Source organism: Nitrosovibrio sp. Nv17 (assembly GCF_900119085.1).
Taxonomy (GTDB): domain Bacteria; phylum Pseudomonadota; class Gammaproteobacteria; order Burkholderiales; family Nitrosomonadaceae; genus Nitrosospira.
The window spans coordinates 43719-68803 of sequence record NZ_FPIQ01000002.1; the positions used below are offsets into that span (position 1 = coordinate 43719).

Annotated in this window: 26 protein-coding genes and 3 tRNA genes; 13 read left to right on the forward strand and 16 right to left on the reverse strand. The window is 61.7% G+C overall.

What is annotated here, in order from left to right; genetic code table 11:
* Positions 1 to 95: 95 nt before the first annotated feature.
* The 5 genes from BT108_RS01915 to rpoE all read right to left on the reverse strand — a co-directional run bounded on the left by BT108_RS01915 (position 96) and on the right by rpoE (position 3977).
* Complete coding sequence (locus BT108_RS01915; RefSeq protein ID WP_072292991.1) at positions 96 to 341, reverse strand: glutaredoxin family protein; 246 nt, start codon at positions 339 to 341, stop codon at positions 96 to 98.
* Positions 342 to 358: 17 nt separating this feature from the next.
* Positions 359 to 1768, reverse strand: coding sequence for a DegQ family serine endoprotease (locus BT108_RS01920; protein ID WP_072292869.1), 1410 nt, complete (start codon positions 1766 to 1768; stop codon positions 359 to 361).
* Positions 1769 to 1844: 76 nt separating this feature from the next.
* Positions 1845 to 2834 (reverse strand): MucB/RseB C-terminal domain-containing protein, encoded by a 990-nt coding sequence (locus BT108_RS01925; RefSeq protein WP_083566098.1) that lies wholly within the window; start codon positions 2832 to 2834, stop codon positions 1845 to 1847.
* Positions 2831 to 3373 (reverse strand): sigma-E factor negative regulatory protein, encoded by a 543-nt coding sequence (locus BT108_RS01930; RefSeq protein WP_072292871.1) that lies wholly within the window; start codon positions 3371 to 3373, stop codon positions 2831 to 2833. Before BT108_RS01930 ends, BT108_RS01925 begins: the two co-directional genes overlap by 4 nt.
* A 1-nt stretch (position 3374) precedes the next feature.
* A complete protein-coding gene (rpoE, locus tag BT108_RS01935; protein ID WP_072292992.1) occupies positions 3375 to 3977 on the reverse strand; it encodes an RNA polymerase sigma factor RpoE in 603 nt (200 codons plus the stop codon).
* 278 nt (positions 3978 to 4255) lie between these two features.
* Between rpoE and nadB the strand changes: the two genes are divergently transcribed.
* The 8 genes from nadB (at position 4256) to BT108_RS01980 (ending at position 11649) form a co-directional block, all read left to right on the forward strand.
* The gene (gene nadB / locus BT108_RS01940; RefSeq protein WP_072292993.1) at positions 4256 to 5881 is read left to right on the forward strand and encodes an L-aspartate oxidase; all 1626 of its coding nucleotides are present in this window, start codon (positions 4256 to 4258) and stop codon (positions 5879 to 5881) included.
* A 90-nt stretch (positions 5882 to 5971) separates the two neighbouring features.
* On the forward strand, positions 5972 to 7369 hold the full coding sequence (gltX, locus tag BT108_RS01945) for a glutamate--tRNA ligase (protein WP_072292872.1): 1398 nt from the start codon (positions 5972 to 5974) through the stop codon (positions 7367 to 7369).
* 75 nt (positions 7370 to 7444) lie between these two features.
* Positions 7445 to 7520 (forward strand) — tRNA-Ala (locus BT108_RS01950).
* A 56-nt stretch (positions 7521 to 7576) separates the two neighbouring features.
* Positions 7577 to 7652: transfer RNA gene (locus BT108_RS01955), tRNA-Glu, on the forward strand.
* Positions 7653 to 7784: 132 nt separating this feature from the next.
* Entirely contained in the window at positions 7785 to 8486 is a 702-nt protein-coding gene (gene pgl / locus BT108_RS01960; protein ID WP_072292873.1) for a 6-phosphogluconolactonase, read from the forward strand.
* Positions 8487 to 9287: 801 nt separating this feature from the next.
* Positions 9288 to 9479 (forward strand): DUF4160 domain-containing protein, encoded by a 192-nt coding sequence (locus BT108_RS14220; RefSeq protein ID WP_072292875.1) that lies wholly within the window; start codon positions 9288 to 9290, stop codon positions 9477 to 9479.
* Positions 9434 to 9766: a DUF2442 domain-containing protein gene (locus tag BT108_RS01975; protein ID WP_072292876.1), complete on the forward strand. Its 333-nt coding sequence runs from the start codon at positions 9434 to 9436 to the stop codon at positions 9764 to 9766. Before BT108_RS14220 ends, BT108_RS01975 begins: the two co-directional genes overlap by 46 nt.
* 395 nt (positions 9767 to 10161) lie before the next feature.
* Entirely contained in the window at positions 10162 to 11649 is a 1488-nt protein-coding gene (locus BT108_RS01980; protein ID WP_083566100.1) for a sensor histidine kinase, read from the forward strand.
* Between the two features lie 190 nt (positions 11650 to 11839).
* Here the strand turns inward: BT108_RS01980 and BT108_RS01985 are convergent, their stop codons facing one another.
* Together BT108_RS01985 and BT108_RS01990 are read right to left on the reverse strand one after the other, a co-directional pair.
* Positions 11840 to 12241, reverse strand: a complete 402-nt coding sequence (locus BT108_RS01985; RefSeq protein WP_072292877.1) for a cupin domain-containing protein — start codon at positions 12239 to 12241, stop codon at positions 11840 to 11842.
* 132 nt (positions 12242 to 12373) lie between these two features.
* Positions 12374 to 13129: an SDR family oxidoreductase gene (locus BT108_RS01990; RefSeq protein WP_072292878.1), complete on the reverse strand. Its 756-nt coding sequence runs from the start codon at positions 13127 to 13129 to the stop codon at positions 12374 to 12376.
* Positions 13130 to 13335: 206 nt separating this feature from the next.
* On the opposite strand from BT108_RS01990, the gene BT108_RS01995 reads away from it, so the two are divergent.
* Entirely contained in the window at positions 13336 to 14919 is a 1584-nt protein-coding gene (locus BT108_RS01995; RefSeq protein ID WP_072292879.1) for a winged helix-turn-helix domain-containing tetratricopeptide repeat protein, read from the forward strand.
* A gap of 124 nt (positions 14920 to 15043) precedes the next feature.
* Here the strand turns inward: BT108_RS01995 and BT108_RS02000 are convergent, their stop codons facing one another.
* The 4 genes from BT108_RS02000 to BT108_RS02015 all read right to left on the reverse strand — a co-directional run bounded on the left by BT108_RS02000 (position 15044) and on the right by BT108_RS02015 (position 16730).
* On the reverse strand, positions 15044 to 15442 hold the full coding sequence (locus BT108_RS02000) for a TraR/DksA family transcriptional regulator (protein WP_072292880.1): 399 nt from the start codon (positions 15440 to 15442) through the stop codon (positions 15044 to 15046).
* A 226-nt stretch (positions 15443 to 15668) separates the two neighbouring features.
* Entirely contained in the window at positions 15669 to 15800 is a 132-nt protein-coding gene (locus BT108_RS14055) for a hypothetical protein (protein ID WP_255369570.1), read from the reverse strand.
* Positions 15801 to 15817: 17 nt separating this feature from the next.
* Entirely contained in the window at positions 15818 to 16120 is a 303-nt protein-coding gene (locus tag BT108_RS02005; RefSeq protein WP_072292881.1) for a DMT family protein, read from the reverse strand.
* Positions 16121 to 16130: 10 nt separating this feature from the next.
* Positions 16131 to 16730, reverse strand: coding sequence for an Lcl C-terminal domain-containing protein (locus tag BT108_RS02015; protein ID WP_255369571.1), 600 nt, complete (start codon positions 16728 to 16730; stop codon positions 16131 to 16133).
* A gap of 212 nt (positions 16731 to 16942) precedes the next feature.
* On the opposite strand from BT108_RS02015, the gene BT108_RS02020 reads away from it, so the two are divergent.
* A complete protein-coding gene (locus tag BT108_RS02020; protein WP_072292882.1) occupies positions 16943 to 17188 on the forward strand; it encodes a helix-turn-helix domain-containing protein in 246 nt (81 codons plus the stop codon).
* A 37-nt stretch (positions 17189 to 17225) separates the two neighbouring features.
* Here BT108_RS02020 and BT108_RS02025 read toward each other — a convergent pair whose 3' ends face one another.
* Positions 17226 to 17588, reverse strand: a complete 363-nt coding sequence (locus BT108_RS02025; protein WP_072292883.1) for a DMT family protein — start codon at positions 17586 to 17588, stop codon at positions 17226 to 17228.
* Between the two features lie 301 nt (positions 17589 to 17889).
* Positions 17890 to 19161: a RidA family protein gene (locus tag BT108_RS02030; RefSeq protein ID WP_072292884.1), complete on the reverse strand. Its 1272-nt coding sequence runs from the start codon at positions 19159 to 19161 to the stop codon at positions 17890 to 17892.
* Positions 19162 to 19559: 398 nt separating this feature from the next.
* Here BT108_RS02030 and BT108_RS02035 point away from each other — a divergent pair, with 398 nt between their 5' ends.
* The gene (locus BT108_RS02035) at positions 19560 to 19922 is read left to right on the forward strand and encodes a hypothetical protein (RefSeq protein WP_143142349.1); all 363 of its coding nucleotides are present in this window, start codon (positions 19560 to 19562) and stop codon (positions 19920 to 19922) included.
* On the opposite strand, the gene BT108_RS02040 is transcribed toward BT108_RS02035, so the two are convergent.
* Positions 19923 to 19997, reverse strand: a tRNA-Val gene (locus BT108_RS02040).
* A 219-nt stretch (positions 19998 to 20216) separates the two neighbouring features.
* On the opposite strand from BT108_RS02040, the gene typA reads away from it, so the two are divergent.
* Both typA and alkB read left to right on the forward strand, forming a co-directional pair.
* Positions 20217 to 22031, forward strand: a complete 1815-nt coding sequence (typA, locus tag BT108_RS02045) for a translational GTPase TypA (protein WP_072292886.1) — start codon at positions 20217 to 20219, stop codon at positions 22029 to 22031.
* A 45-nt stretch (positions 22032 to 22076) separates the two neighbouring features.
* Positions 22077 to 22745, forward strand: coding sequence for a DNA oxidative demethylase AlkB (gene alkB, locus BT108_RS02050; protein WP_072292887.1), 669 nt, complete (start codon positions 22077 to 22079; stop codon positions 22743 to 22745).
* Between the two features lie 4 nt (positions 22746 to 22749).
* On the opposite strand, the gene BT108_RS02055 is transcribed toward alkB, so the two are convergent.
* Both BT108_RS02055 and BT108_RS02060 read right to left on the reverse strand, forming a co-directional pair.
* Positions 22750 to 22953 carry a YbdD/YjiX family protein gene (locus BT108_RS02055; protein WP_072292995.1) on the reverse strand — a complete coding sequence of 68 codons (204 nt, stop codon included), beginning with the start codon at positions 22951 to 22953 and terminating at the stop codon, positions 22750 to 22752.
* A gap of 13 nt (positions 22954 to 22966) precedes the next feature.
* A complete protein-coding gene (locus BT108_RS02060) occupies positions 22967 to 25039 on the reverse strand; it encodes a carbon starvation CstA family protein (protein ID WP_072292996.1) in 2073 nt (690 codons plus the stop codon).
* Positions 25040 to 25085 lie beyond the last annotated feature (46 nt).

The window sequence follows — 25085 nt, forward strand, 5'->3', positions numbered from 1 at the left end:
ACTAAAAAGGGCACTGCCGTGCCCTTTGCAACCCGTGGCTCAGTTTTTTCTACCTTGCACCGATTACCGGAGGCTTTTTTCAGAAAGCGCCCATTTTAGCGAATTTCGGCAAAATAGGCATCCACTGCTGCTGGATCGAGGCGATAGTGGCAGATTTCCTGCTCCATCGCCGCCAGCACCGGTACGCGTTCGCCATAGCGGGCGGCCAGGATGGGGTCGGCGTCGATGTCCACCACTCTGGTTTCCAGGAGCAAGGCCCGTTCCGCCTGCCATGCCTCCAGCGCAGCCAGCATGTCCTCGCACAGATGGCAATGCTCCCGGACGTATAGGGTCAGTATCAACGGCTGCCGCGCCATGCCTAGCGATTTTCACCGTTGAGCTTCATGGTGACGAAGGTCGCCGTATCCCCGCGCCGGATCAGGAGTGCGATGTTGCGTCCCTTCTCGACCTTGTTGAGCAACTGGTTGAATTGCTCCACCGTCTTGACGTCCTGGTTGTTGATGCTGAGGATCACATCCCCCGGGCGTACGCCCGCCCGGCTGGCGACGCCGGGCACCATGTCCTCGACCAGCAGCCCGTTTTCAGTCTCCAACTGCTGCCTCTGCTCGACGGTGAGCTCGCTCAGGCTTAGCCCGATGCGGTTGGCGCTGGCGGGCTTGCCCTGCCTGCCGTTGCGACCGGCGATGCGTTCCTCGGGCGGCACCTCATCCACCGTTACCGTCAGATCCTTGAGCGTCCCGTTTCGCCATACCTGCATCTGCACCCTGGAGCCTGGCTTGGTCGAACCGACCATCCGCGGCAGGTCGCCCGAGGCCTCGACGGGCTTGCCATCGAACTTGAGGATGACATCCTTGGCCCGCAATCCCCCCTTGTCGGCCGGACCGTCCTTCTGCACCGAGGCCACCAGCGCGCCCGTGGGCTTGGGAAGCTTGAAGGATTCCGCCAGTTCCTTCGTGACCTCCTGGATCAGCACGCCGATCCTGCCGCGGCTCACCTTGCCGTTGGTGATCAGCTGACTGGAGATGTCCGTGGCGACGTCGATGGGAATGGCGAACGAGAGCCCCATGAAGCCGCCCGTGCGACTGTATATCTGGGAGTTGATTCCGACCACTTCGCCTTTCATGTTGAACAGCGGCCCGCCGGAGTTGCCGGGGTTGATGGCCACGTCGGTCTGGATGAAGGGAACGAAGTTCTCCTGCGCCAGGGAGCGCCCCTTGGCGCTGACGATACCCGCCGTGACGCTGTTTTCGAAACCGAAGGGAGAGCCGATGGCCACCACCCATTCTCCGACCTTGAGTTTGCCCGGATCGCCCTGGGTGACCTTGGGCAGGCCGGTGGCGTCGATCTTGAGAAGCGCAATGTCCGTCTTGCGGTCGGCGCCGATCAGCTTGGCGCGAAATTCGCGCTTGTCGGTAAGCTTGACGGTGATTTCCTCGGCGGCGTCGACGAGATGCGTGTTGGTCAGGATGTAGCCATCCGAGGTGATGATGAATCCCGAGCCGAGCGACTTGGACTCGAAATCCCGCGGCGAGCCATGTGGCGGCATGTAGCGGCGGAAGAATTCGAAGAAGGGGTCGTCCTCGGGAATGTTCGGCATGCCCGGGAAGGCCTGGTTGCCGGTCATGCTGGGGGCCTGCACGGTGCTGATGTTCACCACCGACGCGCCCTCCCTTTCGACCAGGCCGGTGAAATCGGGAAGCTCGCGCGTCTGCGCCGCCGCGACGGTGGAAAAGCCGAGCAGTACCATCAGGAGATATTTGATCGCCATGTTCTTCCTGTATCCAAGCATCATGAATGATAAACCGCCGCGGTGCCGGTGCGGGGGCTCCGCCCACCCCACGGGCCTATTTTACTCTATGGCTGACGACCGAGTCGCCGATTTGCATGACGGTGGCTGACGGTACCTCGCCCACCGCCGTGATGATGTTGTCGGCAACGATCCGGCTATAGATGTTGATGGCGCCCCGGCTGCGGTACAGCCCCGGAGTCGGGGGAGATGCCTGCCCGGCCACGGGTTCGATGAACACCGATACCGCGGCCAGTCCGTCGGAGAGCGCGATGTGGTTCACGGGCATGGGTTTGCCGGAAAGATTGCGCTTCATCTCGATGACCTTCCTGAATCCCTGGGGCAGATCCCTGACGCGCCACCCCAGTTTCTCGTTGCCCATGGTGGATGACACCAGGTTGACGGCGCGCCACTCCGCGGTCTTGGCGGCGTAGCGCGACTTCAGCAGCGCCTTGTCGATTTCGATTCCGGTTTCCAGGTGGGTGAACACGAATTGCTCCACCACCCGTCCCTGATCCAGTACTGCGGCCTTCAGCAGCAGGCCGGTACGGGTATCCACCCACCACTTGTGACCGTAGCGCCTGTTGTCCCGGGGTTCCAGTTCGATCACCTGGCAGGTGTGGTCGCTGATGCGTTCCTGTCCGCCCAGTCTGACGATGTAGCTGTCGTCGATATTGCCCGTAGACTGCGGCAATAGTGCCGGAAAGACTTTCTGCAGCCAGCGCTTCTCGGTGACGATGGTCTTGTTCTCCGGCATGTAGCAGCGCATCTCGTCGTTGTTGCGGATGATTTCCTGCGGCATGCCGTCGAGCACCTCTCTTTTTTCGTGCTCGCCTTCGGCATCCACACGGTGGAGAATGCGGGACGTTTCGATATGATCGCCCGAAGAATAGACGAAGGTGCCGATATAGCTATGCTGCCGCGGTGCGGCGGTGATCCTTTGCATCCATTCGAGTGCTTCGGGAGAGGAGTGGAGAACAGACTCTGCGGCTGCGGACGATATGCTGCCCAGCAGCATGATCAGGGTAGCGAGCGCTACCCGTGTCATCTCGCGGAAATCGCGTAGGAGTCGGTGGACGTGCGCAGATAGGGTGTCATGCCATGCATCGCGGTATTGGGGGAAAACTGCCCATGTGCCAGCAGGTAGTCATTGATCTGGGCAGGTGTCGACGCTGCCATGACGGGGACGGCTTCGGCCGCGGGCGGGGAGCCCGGCCCAGCCTGGGCCAGGCTGGTGGTGGCCGATGCGCCGGCCATCTGGCTTTCCTGCGATTGCTCCACCATCTGCAGACTCATCCACCCGACGACGGCGATGGCTGCCACCGAGGCGGCAACGGCATAGAGCCGGGCGGGGTGCCTGGCGGGAGCATGGGGCGCGAGCACCACCGGTTCCATGTCCATACGAGTGTTCACGCGCCGGGCGATATGTCCGAACCCCGTATCCGGGCGCTCCATGACATCGCTGATCAGGTGATACAAGGCCCAATCGTCGCGCAGTGCGTCGGTTGCCCTGAGGTCGGCGATGATGCGCGCCGCGTCGTCGCCCTTCAACTCACCATCCATCAATGCCGAAATCTGACTTTTCATGCTACCACCTTTTGTCCTTCCCGGTCCCCAGCAGGGGACGCAATTTTTCAGCTATCGCCTCGCGGGCACGGAATATACGCGACCGCACCGTGCCGATGGGGCAGTTCATGATGACCGAGATCTCTTCATAGCTGAGGCCATCGATTTCCCTCAATGTAATCGCCGTACGCAATTCCTCCGGCAGTTCTTCCAGGGTCTGGTTGACGGTTTGAGCGATCTGCTTGCTGGTAAGTTCGCTTTCCGGGGTATTTATTTCCCGGAGCTGGCTGGCCTCCTCGAAGCCTTCCACATCTTCCGCATCGAATCCGTTGCCGATGGTCGGCGCCCGCCGCCCCTGGGCGACCAGGAAATTCTTCGCGGTATTGATGCCGATTCGGTACAGCCACGTATAGAACGCACTGTCTCCGCGAAACGAGGGCAGTGCCCGATAAGCCTTGATGAAGGCTTCCTGGGTCACGTCTTCCACCTCGGTCGCATCACGGATGAACTGCGACAGCAGTCGTGCCAGTTTGCGCTGATACTTGACCACCAACAGGTCGAACGCCTGCTTGTCACCACGCTGCACGCGTTCCACCAGCTGTTGGTCGATTTCCCGGTCACCCATGCAGCGTGATCCCTGAGTATTGTGGTTGATATTGGATTGCCATGTGCCGATGACATAGCCTTCCAAATCAAGTATACCCGTTCACGGGTTGCCGGGGAAATGACACGGAAAACGGTGCGTACGCCGTGCGCCTGACCTGTAGCAAGAGACAACGGACGGCATCGATTAGTTCATTCGAGGGAAGGATGGCAGCATCCGGCCCCGGCGGGCGGGCAGTGGCTGAAAACACCCTGTTTGCGGCGAGTCTGCTATCATTCCCCGTTCATTCAGACACGGCCATGCACGCCCGCGCGCTTCACGCCCACTTCGACACCCTGATCATCGGCAGCGGCCTCGCCGGCCTCACCCTGGCGCTCAATCTGGCACAGGACCGCAAGGTCGGGCTCGTCACCAAGAAAGCCCTGCTCGACAGCGCCAGCGGCTGGGCCCAGGGCGGGATCGCGGCGGTGCTGTCGCAGGAGGATTCGCACGAGGCCCACATCCGCGACACCCTGGAGGCGGGGGCGGGGTTGTGCGATGAGGCGATGACACGCCACGTGGTGGAGAACAGCGCCCACGCGATCCGGTGGCTGATCGACCTCGGGGTGCCGTTCACCCGGGACGAGGCCAGCGAACTGGGATATCACCTGACGCGCGAAGGGGGGCACAGCGTGCGGCGGGTCATCCACGCGGCCGATGCCACAGGGCAGGCGGTGCAGCTCGCGCTGGCGGAGAACGTGCGCGCGCACACCAACATCACGATACTCGAGCACCACGTGGCGGTCGACCTCATCACCAGCGCCAAGCTGGGACGGAGGGAAGGCCGCAACCGCTGCCACGGCGCCTACGTGCTGGACAGTGTGGGCGGGCAGGTATACACCCTGGGCGCCGACAGCACCGTGCTGGCCACGGGCGGCGCCGGCAAGGTCTACCTCTATACCACCAATCCCGATACCTCCACCGGCGACGGCATCGCGATGGGCTGGCGCGCGGGCTGCCGCATCGCCAACATGGAGTTCATCCAGTTCCATCCCACGTGCCTGTACCATCCGCACGCCAAATCGTTCCTCATCAGTGAGGCGGTGCGGGGTGAGGGCGGCCTGCTGCGGCTTCCCGATGGCTCGCGCTTCATGCCGGCGCACGACTCGCGCGGGGAGCTGGCGCCGCGCGATATCGTGGCGCGTGCGATCGACTTCGAGATGAAGAAGCGTGGGCTCGACTGTATCTACCTCGACATCTCTCACAAGCCTGCGGATTTCCTGAGGGCGCACTTTCCAACCATCCACAGTCGCTGCCTGGAATTGGGCATCGACATCACCCGGCAACCGATCCCGGTCGTGCCTGCCGCACATTACACTTGCGGCGGCATCGTCACGGACCGCCAGGGCAGGACCGATCTCGACGGTCTTTACGCCATCGGCGAGACCGCACACACCGGCCTGCACGGCGCGAACCGGCTGGCGAGCAATTCCCTGCTGGAATGCGTGGTGCTGGGGCGGGCGGCCGCCGGGGACATCGCCCGGCAGCCGCGGCTGCCGGCGCGGGCCCTGCCTCAATGGGACGAGAGCCGCGTCACCAATGCCGACGAGGAGGTGGTCATCTCGCACAACTGGGACGAACTGCGCCGCTTCATGTGGAACTACGTCGGCATCGTGCGCACCACCAAGCGTCTGCAGCGCGCGCAGCATCGCATCACCTTGCTGCGTGAGGAGATCGACGAGTACTACGCCAACTTCCGCGTCACTGCCGACCTTCTGGAATTGCGCAATCTGGTGGATACCGCCGACCTGATCGTGCGCAGCGCCCGGCTGCGTCATGAGAGCCGGGGGCTGCACTACAGCCGGGACTACCCGGATCGCCTGCTGCAGGCGCGCGACACGGTACTGAGCCGCGCCCCGCGTCCCGGCAGTTCAGACACTGTATGAGCGCCCCAGTGCCGTTGGCAGTGCGACGGCGGCCGTCGCTCGCTTTCGCGTAGAATAGCACCCCTTCACCACCACAACCCAGTCATCGAGATGATCCGTACCCGCTTCGCTCCCAGCCCTACCGGCTACCTGCACGTCGGCGGTGCGCGCACCGCGCTGTTCTCATGGGCATACGCGCGCCGGCACGGCGGCAGATTCATCCTCCGGATCGAGGACACCGACCTGGAACGCTCCACCGCGCAGTCTACCCAGGGGATCCTCGACGGCATGGACTGGCTCGGGCTGGACCATGACGAGGGGCCGTTCCACCAGATGCAACGGCTTTCGCGCTACCACGAAGTGGCGGAGCAACTGCTGCGGGAGGGGCACGCGTACCGCTGCTACGCCAGCCGGGAAGAGCTGGAGGCCTTGCGTGAGCGGCAGCGCGCGGCGGGACTGAAGCCGCGCTATGACGGCCGCTGGCGGGATTCGAAGGCGATACCGCCCGCCGGGGTGGAGCCGGTGGTGCGCCTGAAGAATCCCCTGGAAGGAGAAGTCACGTTCCGCGACCTGGTGAAGGGCGACGTCACCGTCGCCAACGCCGAGCTGGATGACCTCGTGCTGCTGCGCGCCGACGGCGTGCCCACCTACAACTTCGGCGTGGTGATCGACGATCTGGACATGAACATCACCCACGTGATCCGGGGGGACGACCACGTCAACAACACGCCGCGCCAGATCAACATCCTCAAGGCGCTGGGCGCGTCGCTGCCGCAGTACGCGCACGTGCCCATGATCCTCGGGCCGGATGGGGAGCGTCTCTCCAAGCGCCACGGCGCGGTGTCGGTGATCCAGTACCGGGATGACGGCTATCTGCCCGAGGCCCTGGTGAACTACCTCGCGCGGCTCGGATGGTCGCACGGGGACGAGGAGGTGTTCAGCCGCGAGCAGCTGGTCGAGTGGTTCGATCTGGCTGCAATCAATCGTGCGCCGGCGCGCTTCGATCCCGAGAAGCTGCGCTGGCTCAACCAGCAGTATCTGAAATTTGCCGACGATGCGCGCCTCGCCGGCCTGGCGAGGCCCTTGCTGGAGGCACGAGGCTGCGATGTGGGCGCAGGCGGAGGGCCGGATCCCGCCCGGGTGGCGGGGTTGCTCAAGGAACGTGTGGCCACTGTGACCGAACTGGCGGATGCCGCGGTGTATTTCTACCGCTTCATGGTGCCTTCCGACGAATCCCGGGCGCGTTACCTCACGCCGGCGGTGCGGGCGCCCCTGGCCGACCTGCGTGGCCGCCTCGCCACGGCAACGTGGGACGATCACGGCATCCAGGATGCGATCAAGGCGACTGCCGCAGCGCATGGCCTGAAGATGCCGGGCGTGGCCATGCCGCTGCGGGTGATGGTGACAGGCGAGGCGCAGACGCCCTCGATCGACCGGGTGCTGGAGCTGCTCGGGCGGAAAGAGACGCTCAGGCGCCTGGACGAGCGCCTGGCGGCCTACCCCGCCTGACGCGCGTATCCGCCTTGCATTGACGGGGCAGGGGGTGCTCAGTATAATTCGCCTTCCTTTTGTCGGGGTATCGCCGGGGGTATAGCTCAGCTGGGAGAGCGCTTGCATGGCATGCAAGAGGTCAGCGGTTCGATCCCGCTTACCTCCACCAGGTATCGGCGCCGCCCGGCATCGGGCTGCGAACCGGCAGTAGCGGAAAGTCCTCTGGTCCCCATCGTCTAGAGGCCTAGGACATCACCCTTTCACGGTGAGTACGGGGGTTCGAATCCCCCTGGGGACGCCAAAAAATATCCGCTCATCGGTTCCGGATCTGCCGGAATCGGTTGCGCATTCATTTGCCGAAGCGGCTCAGGGCGACTTCGGGTATGCCCAACAAACATGAATAACGCAGATAACGAAAGGAAAAGCCTGATTCATGGATAACACGGCCTCTGGAGAATGTCGCTGGCTGTCTTTTCCCGATCGGGCGGCACTGGAAGAGGCAGCGCTGGGCATCATCCTCGACAGTGCGGCTGCGTCGATACGTGAGCGCGGATGTTTTCGCATCGTGCTCTCCGGTGGCGAGGTCTTCCACAGCCTGTATGCGCGGATACCCGGGATCTCCACGGACTGGTCTGCCTGGCATATCTATTTTGCGTACGAGTACTGCATGCCGCCCACCAAGCCGGAGTTGAATTTTCGTCTGGCGCAGGAAGCGTGGTTCGATCGCGTGTCCATCCCGGCGGAGCAGATATACGCCATTCCGGACGATGTCCGCGCAGACAAGGCGGCCGCCGCGTATGCGCCGCTTCTGGCGGAGGTCGACCTGTTCGATCTGACATTGCTGGATCTCGGCGAGGATGGCCATGTGGCCAGCCTGTTTCCGGGCAATTCCTGGGGAGCGGAGCCTCACTCGCCGGATGTCCTGTCGATATTCAATTCTCCGAGGCGGCCGCCGCAGCGTGTATCCCTGAGTGCGTCACGGCTCAGCCGCTCGCGACACGTAGCGTTCCTCGTCAGCGGCGAATCGAAGCGCAGGGCCGTCGCGGCCTGGCGTTCCGGGGAGGATGTTCCCGCGCGTGCGATCATGCCGGAGGCAGGCGTCGACGTGCTGGTGGAGGCCGCGCTGCTGGAGTAGCCTGGGCGGCGAGCGGAAGTGAAGCGGGAGCGATCCTTTCGGGCACGGCCCTGGGGCGAGGTCGTGCGCTTGCCGCCTGCGTAGGCGGGGCATCCATCCAGCTGTTCCCATGCTGCCGACTGATCCTCCATACTTCGCATGATTCCCTCGAGAAGGCGTCTTGCAGCCCCGTTGTCATCCCGTCCCTTTTGTCAATCGGAAGTGGCCCTTTCTGCTGTCGGATGGAAAAATCCGGATCATTCTCTCGACCGTGCACTTCCGTGGTAGCTCTTGCGGTGCCGCCCCATCCCTTGTGCACCCTTGCGCGCTATGACGTGGCTGCTACGCGCCATATCCTCGCCTGCGGCTGCGGTATTTCGTACCACTGAAACCCCGTCTGGCATGCCCAGGTGCCGCACATATCAATCCATAGCACGACCGGGAATCAAAGTGGAGCGGCACCGAAGGGCATAACTCACCACGAAAAGGAGGTTCACCATTTCGAATACCAACCGATCCACCACACAACGCCCGTAGCCCACCAAAGTTCCTCATCGACCTGACATGGGGCGAATGAGGAAATGTATACTGGCGCTTGGCAGAGAGCGGTGAGGTCAAGGCCATCCAGAGGCTTGCGCGGGCGCTGGCAGCGCCACAGGCGCTATATCGATAGCCAAGACCTTGAACGATGCGCAGGCCGCCACCGTGCGCGAGACGATCGGGGCTGAACTGACCAGGCAGGGATTCCAATGCCGACAATATGCGCTTTCTATGGGATCATCATCCAGATGTACTGGAAGGATCATTCCCCGCCACATTTTCATGCTGAATGAATATGTGGGGTATAGAATATCCATCGATATTCAAACCTTGCAGATACTGAAAGGGCGATCGCCTCGCCGGTCGCTGATGCTATTATTGGAATGGGCGCAGGAACACCGCGCCGAACTCATTGAGAACTGGAGACTATGTCAACTCGGTCAATTGCCAAACCGGATATTGCCGCTACCTTGATTCCTCCCATTGGAGTGGGAGAGGATCTATCGGGTGTGGTGGCGGTAAAGGTGCTGGAAGGCTACCGCCTGTGGGTGCGCTTCGACGATGGTGTAGAAGGCGAAGTCGACATGGGCCAGCTTGTACACTCGCCCGCTGCCGGTGTATTCGCGGCGCTGGTCGACCAGGATATTTTTGCCAAGGCATATGTCGAACATGGGGCGGTCACCTGGCCGGGCGAACTCGATCTTGCGCCAGATGCCATGCACGACGAAATCAAGCAAAACGGGATCTGGGTGTTGCGGTGATGAAAACTGTAGAAGAACCGTTGACTGAGACCTTCAGCTTGCCGCTGTCGGCCAACCGCAGCGCGTAAACAATCTGCCTTTCCGTAAATCTCGACTGCTTCATCGCTTCTCCTTGCCCCTGCGGGGCCTCGGGAAGCAATCCTGCCTCCAGTTCCAACCTGTATCAATTTCCCGGGGGAACGTCAGTATCCCTTGCTGCTCATGACTCCTCCTTTCATGCCTTTTAAGGCTTGGGAGTGTCTACAGATTCCGGAGCGATTCAGAATCCGTCGTGCCGGCGTACACCTACAAGGAGGCAGGGGTTGAAAAGCATGCCCCACACGGATCAACCTGCCGTGCTATATTGATCGGGATTCCTGGCGGGTGAGTCCAGGAGATGGAGAAACCGAATCCTGATGCCTGTTGAGACGAGCACACCGGAAAGTGCAGCCCGGCTCCTGACGGAAGAGCCTCAAGGCTTGGGGCTGCGCGGAGGGGTGCACGAGCGCCTGAAGGAGATCACCTGCCTGTACGAGATTCGGTGCGGGATGGGGCTGGAGCTGTCGGTGGAGAGCGCCTGCCAGCATATATTCGAATACCTGATTCCGGCGATGCAGTTTCCGGAGATTGCCACCGCCGTGATCGAGCTCGACGGCAGGCGCTTCACTTCCGAGAGCCACGGGCAGGGGCTCACGCACGAGCTGCAGTCGAAGATCAATGCCGGTGGCAAGCCCTGCGGCCAGTTGCGGGTATTCTACCCGGAGGACAAGCCGTTCCTGGTTCCGGAAGAGCAGCGGCTCATCGACGCGGTGGCGCGGGATCTGGAAATATGGCTGGAGCGCAAGCAGATCGACGAGGCGCTGCACGAGCGCCTGAAGGAGATCACCTGTCTGTACGAGATCCGGCGCGGGATGGGGCTGGAGCTGTCGGTGGAGAGCGCCTGCCAGCATATCTTCGAATACCTGATTCCGGCGATGCAGTTTCCGGAGATTGCCACCGCCGTGATCGAGCTCGACGGCAGGCGCTTCACTTCCGAGAGCCACGGGCAGGGGCTCACGCACGAGCTGCAGTCGAAGATCAATGCCGGTGGCAAGCCCTGCGGCCAGTTGCGGGTATTCTATCCGGAGGACAAGCCGTTCCTGGTGCCGGAAGAGCAGCGGCTCATCGACGCGGTGGCGACCGATCTGGAGAAATGGCTCGAGCGCAAGCGTCTCGAGCAGGCATTGGTCTTCATAGCGGAAGAGCAGCAACGGCTCATCGGGCAGGAGCTGCACGATAATCTCGGGCAGCAGATTGCTGCGATAGGCTACCAGGCGAAGGCCCTGGAAAAGAAGGTGGCCGCATCGGGCAGCGCTGAGGCTGTCGCGGTTGCCGCTTCCATCGCGACCCAGGCACAGGTGGCCGTGATGCAGTGCAAGCAGATTGCGCAGGGGCTGCTTCCGTTCGAACTGGAGACCAGCGGCCTGACGGCCGCGCTCCAGGTATTCGCGTCCAAGATCGAGGCTACCTACAGGATCGTCTGCAAATTCGTGTGCAGGAATGAGGTGACCGTCAGGAACAGCGATTCCGCTCTCAATCTCTACCGGATCGCCCAGGAAGCGGTCAACAATGCGATACGCCATGGTGGCGCGAATCACCTGGTCATTTCGCTGCTCGCGGACTTGGGAATGCTGCGCCTGTCCATATGCGACAACGGCAAGGGGTTTGCGGGAATCGAGACGAAAGACGGCATGACGCCGGGAATGGGAATCAAGATCATGCAGCACCGCGCCCGACAACTGGGAGCCACCCTGGCCTTCCTCAAGCGTCCCGGTGGCGGCGTGGAAGTCCGACTGGAGATGCGCACGGATGACAGGCCGGTTCCTGCCCATGCGCGGCCGGTGGAGCCGCCGCTGCCGGGTTAGGGCAGCCGGCGAAAGATCGCATGCACTTGCGAACTGCATTCCCATCCTTCCACCGCCGCGCCGGCTCGTCGCTCCGGAATATTCCTGACAAGAATCCCGTTTCATCGAGCCGACCGCGGCAGGTGCTTTCGATGGACTGCTGCGGCCTGTATGGATCGGAGGCGGCCGCTGCGACCACGTCGGCGCGGGGTCAATGCGCTGGCGAAAAGATGGGCTTGTCGCTATCCTTCAGCAGGAAAACCAGAAACCTCGCAGGTTCGGTGGCGCTGGCGTTGCGCCCGACCGTGTGCACATCGCCCGGATTTTCGTAGAAGGTCTGGCCCGGGGCGAGGGTGACGGGCTCGCCACCGCGCACGCCCATCACGATGGAACCCTCGATCACGTAGATGAATCCATGGGCATCGTGGCGGTGAACCGGATCTCCTGCCCCCGGCGGATATTCGACCGTGATGACGGATACCTCCTTCCCGGGATAATTTGCAAGCGCCTGCGTCATCAGGGGAGTCACAACGGCTGGTGGTGGCGTCTGCTGTGCGGAAGCGGTGCTGGCCGCCGCCAGCAGCAATACGGTGAAGATTCTGAAGTCAGTCATGATGGGTCCTCAATGACGGGCGGAGCCCGATGCAGTTGATTGAGTGTCGTCCAGCTGTCCCATGATCGGCCGACCGGCGCCCTGCGGAGCGCAGATAGGCGCAGGCCGTCAATCGTCCACGGCTTTGCAGGCTCAGCGTGGTGCCGCCGCTTGGCTGAGCCAGTCCTGGAAATGGATAGAGCCCAGCCAGGGATTGTCGGCGGGCGTCAACGATTCATCGTTCAGCTCGACGCCGAAGTAGCGCGCATGAACATCCGCGATGACCGGGCGATTATCGCCATTTGCGGCCAGGTATCTGCGCGCAAGCTGGTCGAGGGGAAACCGCTCCGGACCGGCAATCTCGACGATGCCGGTCACCGGTGGCGCGATCGCGAGATCGGCCAGTGCAGCCGCGGTGTCGTCCGATGCGACGGGTTGCATAAGGGCGGGCGACAGGCGCACCGTCTCGCCGTCGGTGCTTCGTTTGATGATGCTGTCGATGAATTCGAAAAACTGTGTCGAGCGCAAGATGGTGTAGGGAATTCCCGAGGCCCGGATCAGGTCTTCCTGGGCCATCTTCGCGCGCAGATAGCCGCTATGCGGAAGGCGGTCGCTGCCCACGACGGAGAGCGCGACGTGGTGCTTCACGCCGGCGTCCGCCTCCGCAGCAAGGAGATGGCGGCTGGATGTCTCGAAGAATTCCAGGACGGCCCGGTCCTCGAACGAGGGTGAATTTGCAACATCGACGACAACCTCGGCACCGGCCAGTGCTTCGGCCAGCCCTTCCTGCGTGATGGTGTCGACGCCCGTGTTTGGCGAGGCCGCCACGACCTCATGGCCGTCCTGGCGCAGCCTGTTAACCAGATTGGATCCGATGAGCCCGGTGCCACCGATAACGACGATTTTCATGTTTCGTTCCTCCGTTCAGTGTCGACCACAACGATCGATGGAAGGAGAATATCCAGGATCGGCGCGGGATACTTTGCGTAGAGTTTGAATTACCATTGGGTTTTTATTGAATAGTTGTCCAGACAGCCGTGATGCGATCGTTTCCGGCCCGGAATGGCCGTCTTCCGGTCAGTTGCACCACGTAATCCGGCGTCAGGGGGTGCCGCATGTCGTTAGTGTTCGAGGATTGCGTGCTCGACCCCGCACGGCGGGAATTCTCCCGGGCGGGCGAGGTGGTTGCGACGACCCCCAAGGTCTTCGACCTTCTGCTGTACCTGGTACGCAACCGCGGGCGTGTCGTCAGCCGGGAGGATTTGCTCGCCGCGGTGTGGGAGGGGCGGATCGTCTCGGAATCAACCCTGGCGAGTCACATCAATGCAGCGCGCAAAGTCGTGGGTGACAGCGGCAAGGAACAGCGGCTGATCCGAACCGTAGCCCGCAAGGGATTTCGCTTCATGGGCGAGATCAGAGAAACCGGTTCGTCGGGCGGTATCGAACCTGCGGGTATTGAAGCCGCCACGCCGAACGAAGCCTCCGCGTTCGCGGTGGCCTTCTCCATCAAGCCATCGATTGCGGTCCTGCCATTCGTGAACTTGAGCGGTGACCCGCAGCAGGATTATTTCGCCGATGGCCTGGTAGAAGACCTGATTGCGGCGCTGTCGCGGCATCGCTGGCTGTTCGTGGTCGCGCGCGCCTCGAGCTTCATCTACAAATCCCGGGTGGTGGACGTGAAACGGGTCGGCCGCGAGCTGGGCGTCCGCTACGTGCTGGAAGGCAGCGTGCGCAAAGCCGGGAATCGCGTGCGCATCACCGGGCAGCTCATCGATGCGACGATCGGGACCCACCTCTGGGCAGACCGCTTCGAAGGTGTCCTGGAAGACATCTTCCAGTTGCAGGACCGGATGACCGAGAGCGTGATCGGCGCCATCGCACCGCAGCTCGAGCGCGCGGAGATCGAGCGTGCGAGGCGCAAGCCGACCGAAAGCCTCGATGCCTACGACTACTACCTGCGCGGAATGGCGCAATTGCACCAGGGAACCAGGGATGCCATCGACCTAGCGCTGCCACTCTTCCACAAGGCGATGGATCTCGATCCGGATTTTGCGTCGGCCTGCGCGATGGCGGCCTGGTGCCATTGCTGGCGCAAGGTCAATGGCTGGATGGTGGATCGCCCGCAGGAGATCGCCGAGGGTATCCGGCTCGCCCGCAGGGCCGTGGAACTGGGGAGGGATGATGCGGTCGCGCTCACCCGAAGCGGCCACGCGCTTGGCCATCTTGCCGGCGATCTCGATGGCGCCATCGCATTGCTCGACAGGGCGCTCGTGCTCAATCCGAATCTCGTGTCCGCCTGGTTCCTCGGTGCCTTCCTGCGTGTCTGGCACGGTGAATCCGAGGGGGCCATCAAGCATTTCACGCACGCCATGCACCTGAGTCCCCTCGACCCGGAGTTGTATCGGATGCAGGCAGGAATGGCGGTCGCGCACCTCTTCGCAGGACGCTTCGACGCGGCGTCTTCATGGGCGGAGAAGGCATTCCGGGGTTTTCCGAATTTTCTGATGGTGGCCGCCATCATCGCGGCATGCCATGCGCTTGCCGGGCGCGCGGACGCAGCGCGGCTCGCGATGGGGCATCTGCGCCGGCTTGATCCCAAGCTGCGTCTTTCCAATCTCACGAACTGGCTGCCGATCCGCCGACCGGAGAACCTTGCCACCTTCATGGACGGCCTGCGACGGGCAGGGTTGCCGGAATGAGGAGTTGATGCGCGAACAGCTCCGTGCAGGATGCTGCCGAGCTGGAGGCGGGAATGGGTCAGCGGTGTTCCGTGGGGGACAGCCGGAAAAACACGTGAAGACTCAAGGATGACCAAGCCCGAGCCTAGACCGCACGTCCTCCGCTGGCGGCTGTTCGTCGTTCATGTTCACGCTGGCAATCGATGCAGCGTTTCGCGGTCGGATAGGCAAGCAGGCGCTCATGTCCGATATCGCTGCCGCAGTCAATGCATTCTCCGTACGTTCCTGCCTTGATCCGTTCGCGAGCCGCGGCAATGTCGCGCACGTCCTGCAGATTCTGCCGAATGAGGGCCTCGTCGATGGCGGACAGGGTATCGAGCAGGGCTTCGTCCGATGTGTCGGCGGCCCGTTCACCCAGCGCGACCCGTTGCCGTTCCTCGCCCAGACCGGAGAGCAGGGTGCGGATTTCACTGAACTCACGCGTCCAGCGCTGGTCCATGAGTTCGTCGAGGTGATCGATCTGTTGCTGGGTCAATGCGGGCATGTCTTCAATGGGACAGAAAATGATCACAAGTCTCCGCTGGATGCCGCGGCCTTTGTTTTTTAACCCCTCGGCACACGTTTCCATTGCGGGAGACGACATCAGAGATTGCCGTTTCATCGTGAATGATACTTCAGTCATCGCGAAGCCGCCACTGATCCGCTATTAGACCACGCGACGCTGCTCTGGAAAGCGTTTTAATTTGGCAAACCGTGCGCTTCTCGATCCTTCATGCATGGGAGGTGTCGGGCGCGGTGTGCATGATCCGACCATCATCAATCTCATCAAGACCGCTGACCGGCTTGGGGTGGCGCCCAGCGAGATTCTTCGAGAAGCGGGTCTGGGGGCCGATATTCAGCACCCGCGACCCTCCGGCGTTCACCCGCCCAGCGGCCCCCTGAAGACGAAGAACGCGCCGGCGCAGATGAGGGCGAAGCCGATCACGTGGTCGAGGGTTATCTTCTCCCCGAGGTAGCGTATCGAGAAAATGGCAAAGACGGTGAGCGTGATCACCTCCTGCATCGTCTTCAGCTCGGCCACGGTATAGACGTGCGCGCCGTAGCGGTTCGCGGGCACGGCCAGGCAGTATTCGAAGAACGCGATTCCCCAGCGTGCGGCGACCTGGCCGGTGGCGGCCGGGTCGCCGCACGCAGAGGCTGAATGATAAACGGGGACCGAAATCCCCGTCGGGCTAGCGGAAGGAGATTTTTCTGCGCCGCGCCATGAAACCCATCAGCCCCAGGCCACCCAGAAGCATGGCATAGGCTTCGGGTTCCGGCACGGCGGTGACGGCTCTTACTGCTGTTGCATAAAGACCAGCGCTCTCACTGGCAGTAATACTATAGCCGCCATTAAAATTAAATATCAATTGTTTGCCGGCATCATTCGCCGGTGTATCTGTCCAGTATAAGTCATTTTGAATATTTTTGAAAAGCGCGAAGTTGGTATTGTTGTGGATGGCATAAATACTCCAAGACCCCACTCCATCCAGTTCGTCGTAGAACAGGTGCGAGAACTCGTCGGTGGTCGGAAGGCGCCAGTCATTGTAGCCGCCTACGTTCAGCTGATCCACCCATTTATTTGCGGCGTTCCAGGTCATGACGCCGGTGGTATTGTATCCGGAGGTCCTCGAGTAATTGGCATCGGCAAGCCACTCGATTCCCAGATCGGTATCCAGGATGATCCCATTGCCGAGATCCTGCAAAGCGGCCTGGACGGTAGGCGCACAAATCATGCTGGCTGCCACGAACAGACCGGCACAAAAATTTCTGAAGCTATACTGTTTGTTCATTGTCGTCTCCTCAAAAGATTGCATTCTGTTTGGAATCTGAACGAGAGTGGGCGTGAATCACTGGAAAACTGACCGCCGTATATTTCTATTTCCCGAAAAATAGTGAAATGGTGCCTTAATTTTTCATTGGAGCTGCATTTATACCCTGAGGTTATCCGTTCTGGGTATCTTATCCCGTGGTTTTAAATCCGTCAAGCCTGCAGTATTGATGGATGGCGAAACCCTCAGCAAAACATGCCGGCAATCCAGTGCTAGTGAAACTCGGGATTGCTATACGCGCGATTCGGGCCCGTCAGGATATTTCTCAGGAAGGTTTGGCAAACCGTGCGCTTCTCGATCGTTCATACATGGGAGGTATCGAGCGCGGTGAACATAATCTGACCATCATCAATCTCATCAAAATCGCTGATCAGCTTGGGGTCGCGCCCAGCGAGATTCTTCGAAAAGCGGGTCTGTGAGGGGACACGAGAACCAGCGCCCGTGGCTTTCTCGCATTCACCCGCCCAGCGGCGCCCTGAAGACGAAGAAGGCGCCGGCGCAGATGAGGGCGAAGCCGATCACGTGGTCGAGGGTCACCTTCTCCCCCAGATAGAGGATCGAGAAGGCGGCGAACACGGTGAGCGTGATCACTTCCTGCATCGTCTTCAGCTCGGCCACGGTATAGACATGCGCGCCGTAGCGGTTCGCAGGCACGGCCAGGCAGTATTCGAAGAACGCGATTCCCCAGCTTGCGGCGATCACCAGCCACAGGGGCTTGTGCTCGAACTTGAGGTGACCGTACCAGGCGAAGGTCATGAACACGTTCGAGACGCAGAGCAGGAGTATCGGCAGCAGCCAGGCGGGGATGAATTGCGGCATGGGACACCTTTGCGTGATGGATCCGTGAGGGGATCCATTGTAGGAGCCATGCATCTGTCGTACAAGAGCGGTGGAAGAACTGACGGGGCATCAGAAGCGGCTGGATTCCACTTTGAATCCCGGCAGAGTCGGGGACGTCACAGATCAGGAGTATTCAAAGTCCTGAGAGGTCCTGAGAGGATATAAAAGGAAGCTAAAAATATTCTCAGCTCCCTTTTATATGATCAGGAAAGGCGATTTCGCATTCGCCGTCGGCATTGACAAGTAATTCGATAGTCCCGTATTTACAAACAAATGCCCATTATGCTTTTGGAGGCGTTCCTTCTTCGTTTGCAACAACTGCATCGATCTGGATCAAAGCATCATCAGGCAAAGCCGATACGCCAACTATCCTTCGTGCAGGAACACCACCTGGGAAGAATATTGTGTAAGCCTCGTCTACAGCATCAATATCGGCGATGTTTTTAAGGGCAATATTTATTTTAACTACATCGGCCATCCGGTGGTCGATACTTTCCAGAATTGCCTTGATATTTTTCAAGCACTGTCCAGCTTGCTCCTTTACACCACCCGCTACTATTTCACCGGATCTTGGATCGATCCCTAATTGAGCTGAAATATGATTGTAGTGAGAAAAAGCTACGGTTTGTGTAGATAGGGAACTTTTTGGTGCGTTTTCCGTATTGTTTGCTTCTATGATGAGTCCATGCCTGTCTTCAACAGTTTGTGGGGGTGTGCCGTCTCCGTGCGATACAACTGCCTCAATTTGCACCAAGGCATGCATGGGTAAGGCCGCAACTGCGACTATTGTCCGCGCAGGAAAATAGCCTGCGGTCCTGGCGATGCCCGAGTCTGGGAAGAATGTCGTATAAACCTCGTTTACGGCGTCAATATCCGAGAGATTCTTAAGGAATATGGTGATTCTGACAATATCGTCAAAAGGAACGTCGATGCTTTCCAGAATTGCCTTGATGTTTCTCAAGCACTGTCCAGCCTGTTCCTTTACACCGCCCGCTACAATAATTCCGGATTTTGGATCGATAGGTAATTGAGCCGAAAGATTATTGTAGTGAGAAAAAGCCACCGCTTGGGTAGATAGAGAATCTCTTGGTGCATTTTCCGTGTTATTTGTAAGCTTTATGAGGTCGCCTGCCTGCGGTGCGTTTGGAATTGAACCTACACCGTTTGAAACAAGTGCTTCAACTTGCACCAAAGCATCCAGAGGTAAACCTGCAACTGCGACGGTCGTCCTTGTAGGAACATAGGTCGGGAAGAATGTTTTATAGACTTCGTCTACAGCGTCAACATCCGAGATATTCTTGACGAATACCGTGATTCTAATGACATCGCTCATGGCATGATCGATGCTTTCTACAATTGCCTTGATATTTCTGAAGCACTGTCCAGCCTGCTCTTTTACACCACCCGCTACTATTTCACCGGATTCCGGATCGATAGGTAATTGAGCCGAAAGATTATTGTAATGAGAGAAAGCTACAGTTTGTGAACATGGACCTATACCCTTTGGAGCGCGACCCGTATTTCTCGCTAGTACAGCGTTATAGCCACTCATGGCAGTATTCCCCTTTTTTGGTTATAATTTAGATATATATAACAACAAAAAACTATCGTTTTCATCAAATTGCAAAATATCAGATACTCAAAAACCTGTCAAACAATCCGGAAGTCAATAACAAATCTGCATATTTTAGGTAACGGCGCTGTTGGATCAGGTCAGGCGCAACTCCGACAGGGATATGCTCATCGTTTGATGACATTTGCACTTTTGGTGCATCCAGGCCTGCTCTATGCAGTGTGTAATTTCCGGTCGAAGAAAAAAGCGACAATCAATCGTTCGAAGCTGGGTCGATTGCTGAAAAAATGCGAGCCGGATCGTCACCGGTTTTGTATTCCAGCAAGGACCCATCCATAAATTCTGGGTGAGGCATATCATGAGGGATGGACCATCACATGGATATGCCGATGAAGAAGGGACGTACCGCAGCCTTGCAGGTGGATGCCGGGGGGGCGCTGCCGGAACTGCCGGCAGAGCCGATTGCCGAATTGAGCAAGGGGCCGACGCCAGGCAAGATGCAGGATTTGATACTGGCGTTCAACAAGGCGGGCCGTGAGTGTCGAACTGAACCTGGGCTATCGGCAGGCGGGGGGAAGCCGCCCGAACAGGGCAAAGAGCGCAACGGCGCCATTTCCAAGGGTGGGCAGCTTTGCACCCTCCTGATCCCCAGGCACGAGCGGCGCTTTGCGGGCTTTGACGAGTGCATCCTCGCCCCGTATGTGCACTTCTTTGGATTGACTGATCTCTGGGTTGACTGATGGTGGGCGGTACTGGGATCGAACCAGTGGCTTCCACCGTGTGAAGGTGGCACTCTACCGCTGAGTTAACCGCCCCATGGAGGCCGGGCACCGAACATCGGCGCCCGCACTGCGGGAGGCGCAATTAGAGCATGGATCCCGGCCACCGGTCAACGCACGGCGCTGGTGGGGCAGCGCGGTGCACATCCGGGCTCGTACAGGCCGTGTCTGGCTCCGCGTGCAGGCGGATTTCACCGCGACCTGATACAATTCGCCCTCTTTCTGGCACCCTGGCTCCTCCAACCGGAAACCTCCATGTCGCGACCCATCCGCAACATCGCCATCATTGCGCACGTCGACCACGGCAAGACCACGCTGGTGGACAAGCTGCTGCATCAGGCGGGTTCCTTCGCCGCGCACCAGCACGTCGCGGAGCGGGTGATGGATTCCAGCGACATCGAGCGCGAACGCGGGATCACCATTCTGGCGAAGAACTGCGCCGTCGACTACGCAGGGGTGCACATCAATATCGTGGACACTCCCGGCCACGCCGACTTCGGCGGCGAGGTGGAGCGGGTGTTGTCGATGGTGGACGGCGTGTTGCTGCTGGTGGACGCGGTCGAGGGTCCCATGCCGCAGACGCGCTTCGTCACCAGGAAGGCGCTGGCGCTGGGACTGCGCCCCATTGTCGTCGTCAACAAGGTGGATCGGCCGGGGGCGCGTCCCGACTGGGTGGTGAACCACACTTTCGATCTGTTCGACAAGCTGGGGGCAAACGAGGCGCAGCTGGACTTTCCCGTGGTCTACGCCTCTGCGCTCAACGGCTATGCCACGCTGGACCTGAAGCAGTCGCAGGGCGACATGCGTCCGCTGTTCGACGCCATCCTGGCGCACGTGCCGGCGCCCGAGGGCGACCCCGAGGGGCCGCTGCAGCTGCAGATCAGCGCGCTGGACTACTCCAGTTTCGTCGGCCGCATCGGCATCGGCCGCGTCGCGCGCGGCCGCATCCGGTTGGGGCAGGACGTGCTGGTGCTGACGGGGGATGCCGCGCCGAAGAAGGCCAGGGTCAACCAGGTGCTGGGGTTCCGCGGCATCGAGCGGGTGCAGATGGAGGAGGCCCTGGCGGGAGACATCGTCTCCATCAACGGCATCGAGGCGCTGGGCATCGGCACCACGCTGGCCGACGTCGAGCATCCCGAAGCGCTGCCGATGCCGAGGGTGGACGAGCCGACGCTGGCCATGACCTTCCAGGTCAATACCTCGCCCTTCGCGGGGCAGGAAGGCAAGTTCGTTACCAGCCGGCAACTGCGCGAGCGCCTCGAGAAGGAGCTGCTCACCAACGTCGCGATGCGGTTGGAGGAGACCGGCGACACCGATTCCTTCCTCGTTTCCGGGCGCGGCGAGCTGCACCTGACCATCCTGCTGGAGAACATGCGGCGCGAGGGCTACGAGCTGGCGGTGTCGCGCCCGCGGGTGGTGGTGCGCGAGGTGGACGGCGTGCGCTGCGAACCGTTCGAGGCGCTCACCGTGGACGTCGAGGAGGCGCACCAGGGCGCGGTGATGGAGGCGCTGGGGGTCCGCCGCGGCGACCTGCAGGACATGATTTCCGACGGACGGGGACGGGTGCGCCTGGACTACCGCATCCCCGCGCGCGGACTGATCGGCTTCCAGTCGGACTTCCTGACCCTGACGCGCGGCACGGGGCTCATGAGCCACGTGTTCGACGAATTCGCGCCCATGCGGCAGGACATTGCGGCGCGCCGCAACGGCGTGCTGGTGTCGGCCGAGCAGGGCGAGGCCGTGGCGTATGCGCTGTGGAAGCTGCAGGAGCGCGGGCGCATGTTCGTTTCACCGGGCGACCGCCTGTACGAGGGCATGGTGATCGGCATCCACAGCCGCGACAACGACCTGGTGGTCAATCCCATCAAGGGGAAGCAGCTCACCAACATCCGTGCCTCGGGCTCGGACGAGGCCGTGACCCTCACGCCCCCGATCCAGCTTACCCTGGAGTCCGCGATCGAGTTCATCGCCGACGACGAACTGGTGGAGATCACCCCCAGGACGCTGCGCATCCGCAAGCGCCTGCTGCTGGAGCACGAGCGCAGGAAGGCCTCGCGTACGATGGCTTGACCGCCTGGCGACGCGGCCAGCCCGGAACCGGCATTTTCTCACGGCATGGATGACGCGACGCCCGACCTGTTCGGCGACGTGCCGACCAATAGCTCCGGGCCGGCACGGATGGCACTGAGCCCCGGCGCCACCGTGCTGCGCGGCTTCGCCCTGCCGAGCCAGGCCGCGGTATGGGAGGCGCTGCGGGATGTGGCCGCCGCTGCGCCGTTCCGCCACATGGCCACACCCGGCGGGCTGCGCATGTCGGTGGCGTCGACCAGTTGTGGCACCTGCGGCTGGGTGTCGGATCACCGGGGATACCGCTATGACGCTGCCAACCCCGAAAGCGGCGGGCCCTGGCCCGGCATGCCCGCGGTATTCCTGGAACTGGCGCGGGAGGCCGCTGCTGTCGCCGGCTTCGACGGCTACCAGCCGGATACCTGCCTCATCAACCGCTACGAGGTCGGCGCGCGCCTGACGCTGCATCAGGACAAGAACGAGCGCGACTTCCAGTCGCCCATCGTGTCGGTGTCCCTAGGCCTACCGGCCGTCTTCCTCTGGGGCGGCGCGCAACGGAGCGACCGGCCGCTGCGCGTTTCTCTGGTGCACGGCGACGTCACCGTGTGGGGCGGCCCGGCGAGGCTGCGCTTCCACGGGGTGTTGCCGATCCGGGAAGGACGCCATCCCTGGGCCGGTGCCTGCCGCATCAGCCTCACCTTTCGCAAGGCAGGGTGAGGCGTCAGCAGCAGCGGCCAACCTTGCCGTTGTAGCGTGCCTCCTGGCGCTCCCGGAAGAATTCCGGGTATGACATGACGGGCCGGTCGGGGTGGGTGGTCCGCATGTGTTCGACGTAGGCGTCGTAGCGGGGCACACCCACCATCAGCCGCATGCCCTGCCGCAGGCGCCGTACCGCCGTCGCCACGAGGTCGATGTTCTTGCGCATGATCATTTCTCCTTCAGTGCCCGGCAGCCGCATCGGCGGGCAGCGGCTGGAACGGTGCCTCCCGGGTGGTGACCCGGTCGGTCCTGCGGGCCCGCAGCGCGGTGCGCAGGCCGAACAGCAGCATGCTCGCCAGCACCAGCATGAACAGGCCCGCAAGCGAGGCATTGACATAGTCGTTGAAGACGACCTGTCGCATCTGCTCGGCGGATTGGGCCGGTGCCAGGAGCAGGCCCTCTGCCAGCGCCTCGCGATACTTGTCGGCGTGCGCGAGGAAGCCGATGCGTGGATTGGCGTCGAAGATCTTCTGCCACGCGGCGGTCTGGGTACAGACCATCACCCACGTGGCGGGAACGAGCGTGACCCAGGCATAGCGGTCGCGCTTCATCTTGAACAGCACGCAGGTGCAGAGGATCAGCGCGATGCCTGCCAGCATCTGATTGGAGATGCCGAACAGCGGCCACAGGGTATTGATGCCGCCCAGGGGATCGACCACCCCCTGGTACAGGAAGTAGCCCCACCCCGCGACGCATACGGCGGTGGCGAGCAGGCTGGCGAGAGTGGAGTCGGTGCGCCCCATCCAGGGCACGAAGCTGCCGAGCAGATCCTGCAGCATGAAGCGGCCCGCGCGCGTGCCGGCGTCGACCGCCGTCAGGATGAAGAGCGCTTCGAACAGGATGGCGAAGTGGTACCAGAACGCCATGAGGGTGCGCCCACCGATCGCGTCCGACAGGATCTGCGCCATGCCCACCGCCAGTGTCGGCGCGCCGCCGGTGCGCGAGATGACGGTGCGCTCGCCGACGTCCTGTGCGGTCTGGACGATCATCTCGGGCGTGACGTGGAACCCCCACTGCGCGATCGCCTGCGCGGCGGACTCGGCCGTGGTGCCGAGGAGCGCGGCCGGGCTGTTCATGGCGAAGTAGACGCCGGGCTCGATGGTGGAGGCGGCCACCAGCGCCATGATGGCGACGAAGGATTCCATCAGCATGGCGCCGTAGCCGATGAAGCGGGCGTCACCCTCGTTGCGGATCATCTTGGGCGTGGTGCCGGATGCGATGAGCGAATGGAAGCCGGATACCGCCCCGCAGGCGATGGTGATGAAGAGGAAGGGGAACAGGCTGCCCGACCACACCGGGCCCGAGCCGTCCGTGAACTGGGTGAACGCCGGCATCTTGAGGGTGGGCGAGACGAGGATGACGCCGAGCGCGAGGCCAACGATGGTGCCGATCTTGAGGAAGGTGGAGAGATAGTCGCGCGGCGCCAGCAACAGCCACACCGGCAGCACCGAGGCGACGAAGCCGTAGCCGATCAGCATCCAGGTCAGTTGCTCGCCTGTCAGGGTGAACAGCGCGGCCATCGAGGGAATCTCCTGGACGTACTGTCCTGCGACGATGGAGAGCATCAGCAGGGCGAACCCCATCAGCGAGACCTCGCCGATGGCGCCCGGCCGGATGAAGCGCGCGTAGACGCCCATGAGCAAGGCGATGGGGATGGTGGCGGCCACGGTGAAGGTGCCCCAGGGAGATTCCGCCAGCGCCTTGACCACGATCAGCGCCAGCACCGCCAGCAGGATCAGCATGATGAAGAAGGTGCCGAAGAGGGCGATCATGCCGGGCACCTGTCCCAGTTCCGACTTGATCAGGTCTCCCAGCGAACGGCCGTCGCGCCGCGTGGAGATGAACAGCACGATGAAATCCTGCACTGCCCCAGCGAAGACGACGCCCGCCAGCAGCCACAGCATGCCGGGCATGTAGCCCATCTGCGCGGCCAGGATCGGCCCCACCAGCGGGCCTGCCCCCGCGATCGCGGCGAAGTGGTGCCCGAACAGCACGTAGCGGTTGGTGGGCACGTAGTCCAGGCCGTCGTTGAACTTGTGGGCAGGCGTCATGCGGGTGGCGTCCAGCCCTAGCACGCGGCGGGCGATGAAGCGGCTGTAGAAGCGGTAGGCGATGGTGTAGACGCATACGGTGGCGATGACGATCCAGATGGCGCCGATGGGTTCGCCGTGCTGCAGCGCGACGACGGCGAGCGCGCAGGCACCGAGGATCGAGAAGGCGAGCCAGCCCAGTTTGGCGGATAGGTGACGCATGGTCGGCATGTCTCCAGGCAAGGGGTCGATCAGGCGAGGCAGGACG

Coding starts and splice junctions, on each gene's coding strand:
- BT108_RS02030 (WP_072292884.1), bottom strand. CDS start 19,161: ATGAGTGGCTATAACGCTGTACTAGCGAGAAATACGGGTCGCGCTCCA.
- BT108_RS02035 (WP_143142349.1), top strand. CDS start 19,560: ATGGATATGCCGATGAAGAAGGGACGTACCGCAGCCTTGCAGGTGGAT.
- BT108_RS01975 (WP_072292876.1), top strand. CDS start 9,434: ATGTCAACTCGGTCAATTGCCAAACCGGATATTGCCGCTACCTTGATT.
- nadB (WP_072292993.1), top strand. CDS start 4,256: ATGCACGCCCGCGCGCTTCACGCCCACTTCGACACCCTGATCATCGGC.
- BT108_RS01990 (WP_072292878.1), bottom strand. CDS start 13,129: ATGAAAATCGTCGTTATCGGTGGCACCGGGCTCATCGGATCCAATCTG.
- gltX (WP_072292872.1), top strand. CDS start 5,972: ATGATCCGTACCCGCTTCGCTCCCAGCCCTACCGGCTACCTGCACGTC.
- BT108_RS01920 (WP_072292869.1), bottom strand. CDS start 1,768: ATGGCGATCAAATATCTCCTGATGGTACTGCTCGGCTTTTCCACCGTC.
- BT108_RS02015 (WP_255369571.1), bottom strand. CDS start 16,730: ATGAACAAACAGTATAGCTTCAGAAATTTTTGTGCCGGTCTGTTCGTG.
- alkB (WP_072292887.1), top strand. CDS start 22,077: ATGGATGACGCGACGCCCGACCTGTTCGGCGACGTGCCGACCAATAGC.
- BT108_RS01980 (WP_083566100.1), top strand. CDS start 10,162: ATGCCTGTTGAGACGAGCACACCGGAAAGTGCAGCCCGGCTCCTGACG.
- pgl (WP_072292873.1), top strand. CDS start 7,785: ATGGATAACACGGCCTCTGGAGAATGTCGCTGGCTGTCTTTTCCCGAT.
- BT108_RS02055 (WP_072292995.1), bottom strand. CDS start 22,953: ATGCGCAAGAACATCGACCTCGTGGCGACGGCGGTACGGCGCCTGCGG.
- BT108_RS01985 (WP_072292877.1), bottom strand. CDS start 12,241: ATGACTGACTTCAGAATCTTCACCGTATTGCTGCTGGCGGCGGCCAGC.
- BT108_RS14220 (WP_072292875.1), top strand. CDS start 9,288: ATGCTGAATGAATATGTGGGGTATAGAATATCCATCGATATTCAAACC.
- rpoE (WP_072292992.1), bottom strand. CDS start 3,977: ATGGGTGACCGGGAAATCGACCAACAGCTGGTGGAACGCGTGCAGCGT.
- BT108_RS01925 (WP_083566098.1), bottom strand. CDS start 2,834: ATGACACGGGTAGCGCTCGCTACCCTGATCATGCTGCTGGGCAGCATA.
- BT108_RS01995 (WP_072292879.1), top strand. CDS start 13,336: ATGTCGTTAGTGTTCGAGGATTGCGTGCTCGACCCCGCACGGCGGGAA.
- BT108_RS02060 (WP_072292996.1), bottom strand. CDS start 25,039: ATGCGTCACCTATCCGCCAAACTGGGCTGGCTCGCCTTCTCGATCCTC.
- BT108_RS02025 (WP_072292883.1), bottom strand. CDS start 17,588: ATGCCGCAATTCATCCCCGCCTGGCTGCTGCCGATACTCCTGCTCTGC.
- BT108_RS02020 (WP_072292882.1), top strand. CDS start 16,943: ATGGCGAAACCCTCAGCAAAACATGCCGGCAATCCAGTGCTAGTGAAA.
- BT108_RS01930 (WP_072292871.1), bottom strand. CDS start 3,373: ATGAAAAGTCAGATTTCGGCATTGATGGATGGTGAGTTGAAGGGCGAC.
- BT108_RS02000 (WP_072292880.1), bottom strand. CDS start 15,442: ATGCCCGCATTGACCCAGCAACAGATCGATCACCTCGACGAACTCATG.
- typA (WP_072292886.1), top strand. CDS start 20,217: ATGTCGCGACCCATCCGCAACATCGCCATCATTGCGCACGTCGACCAC.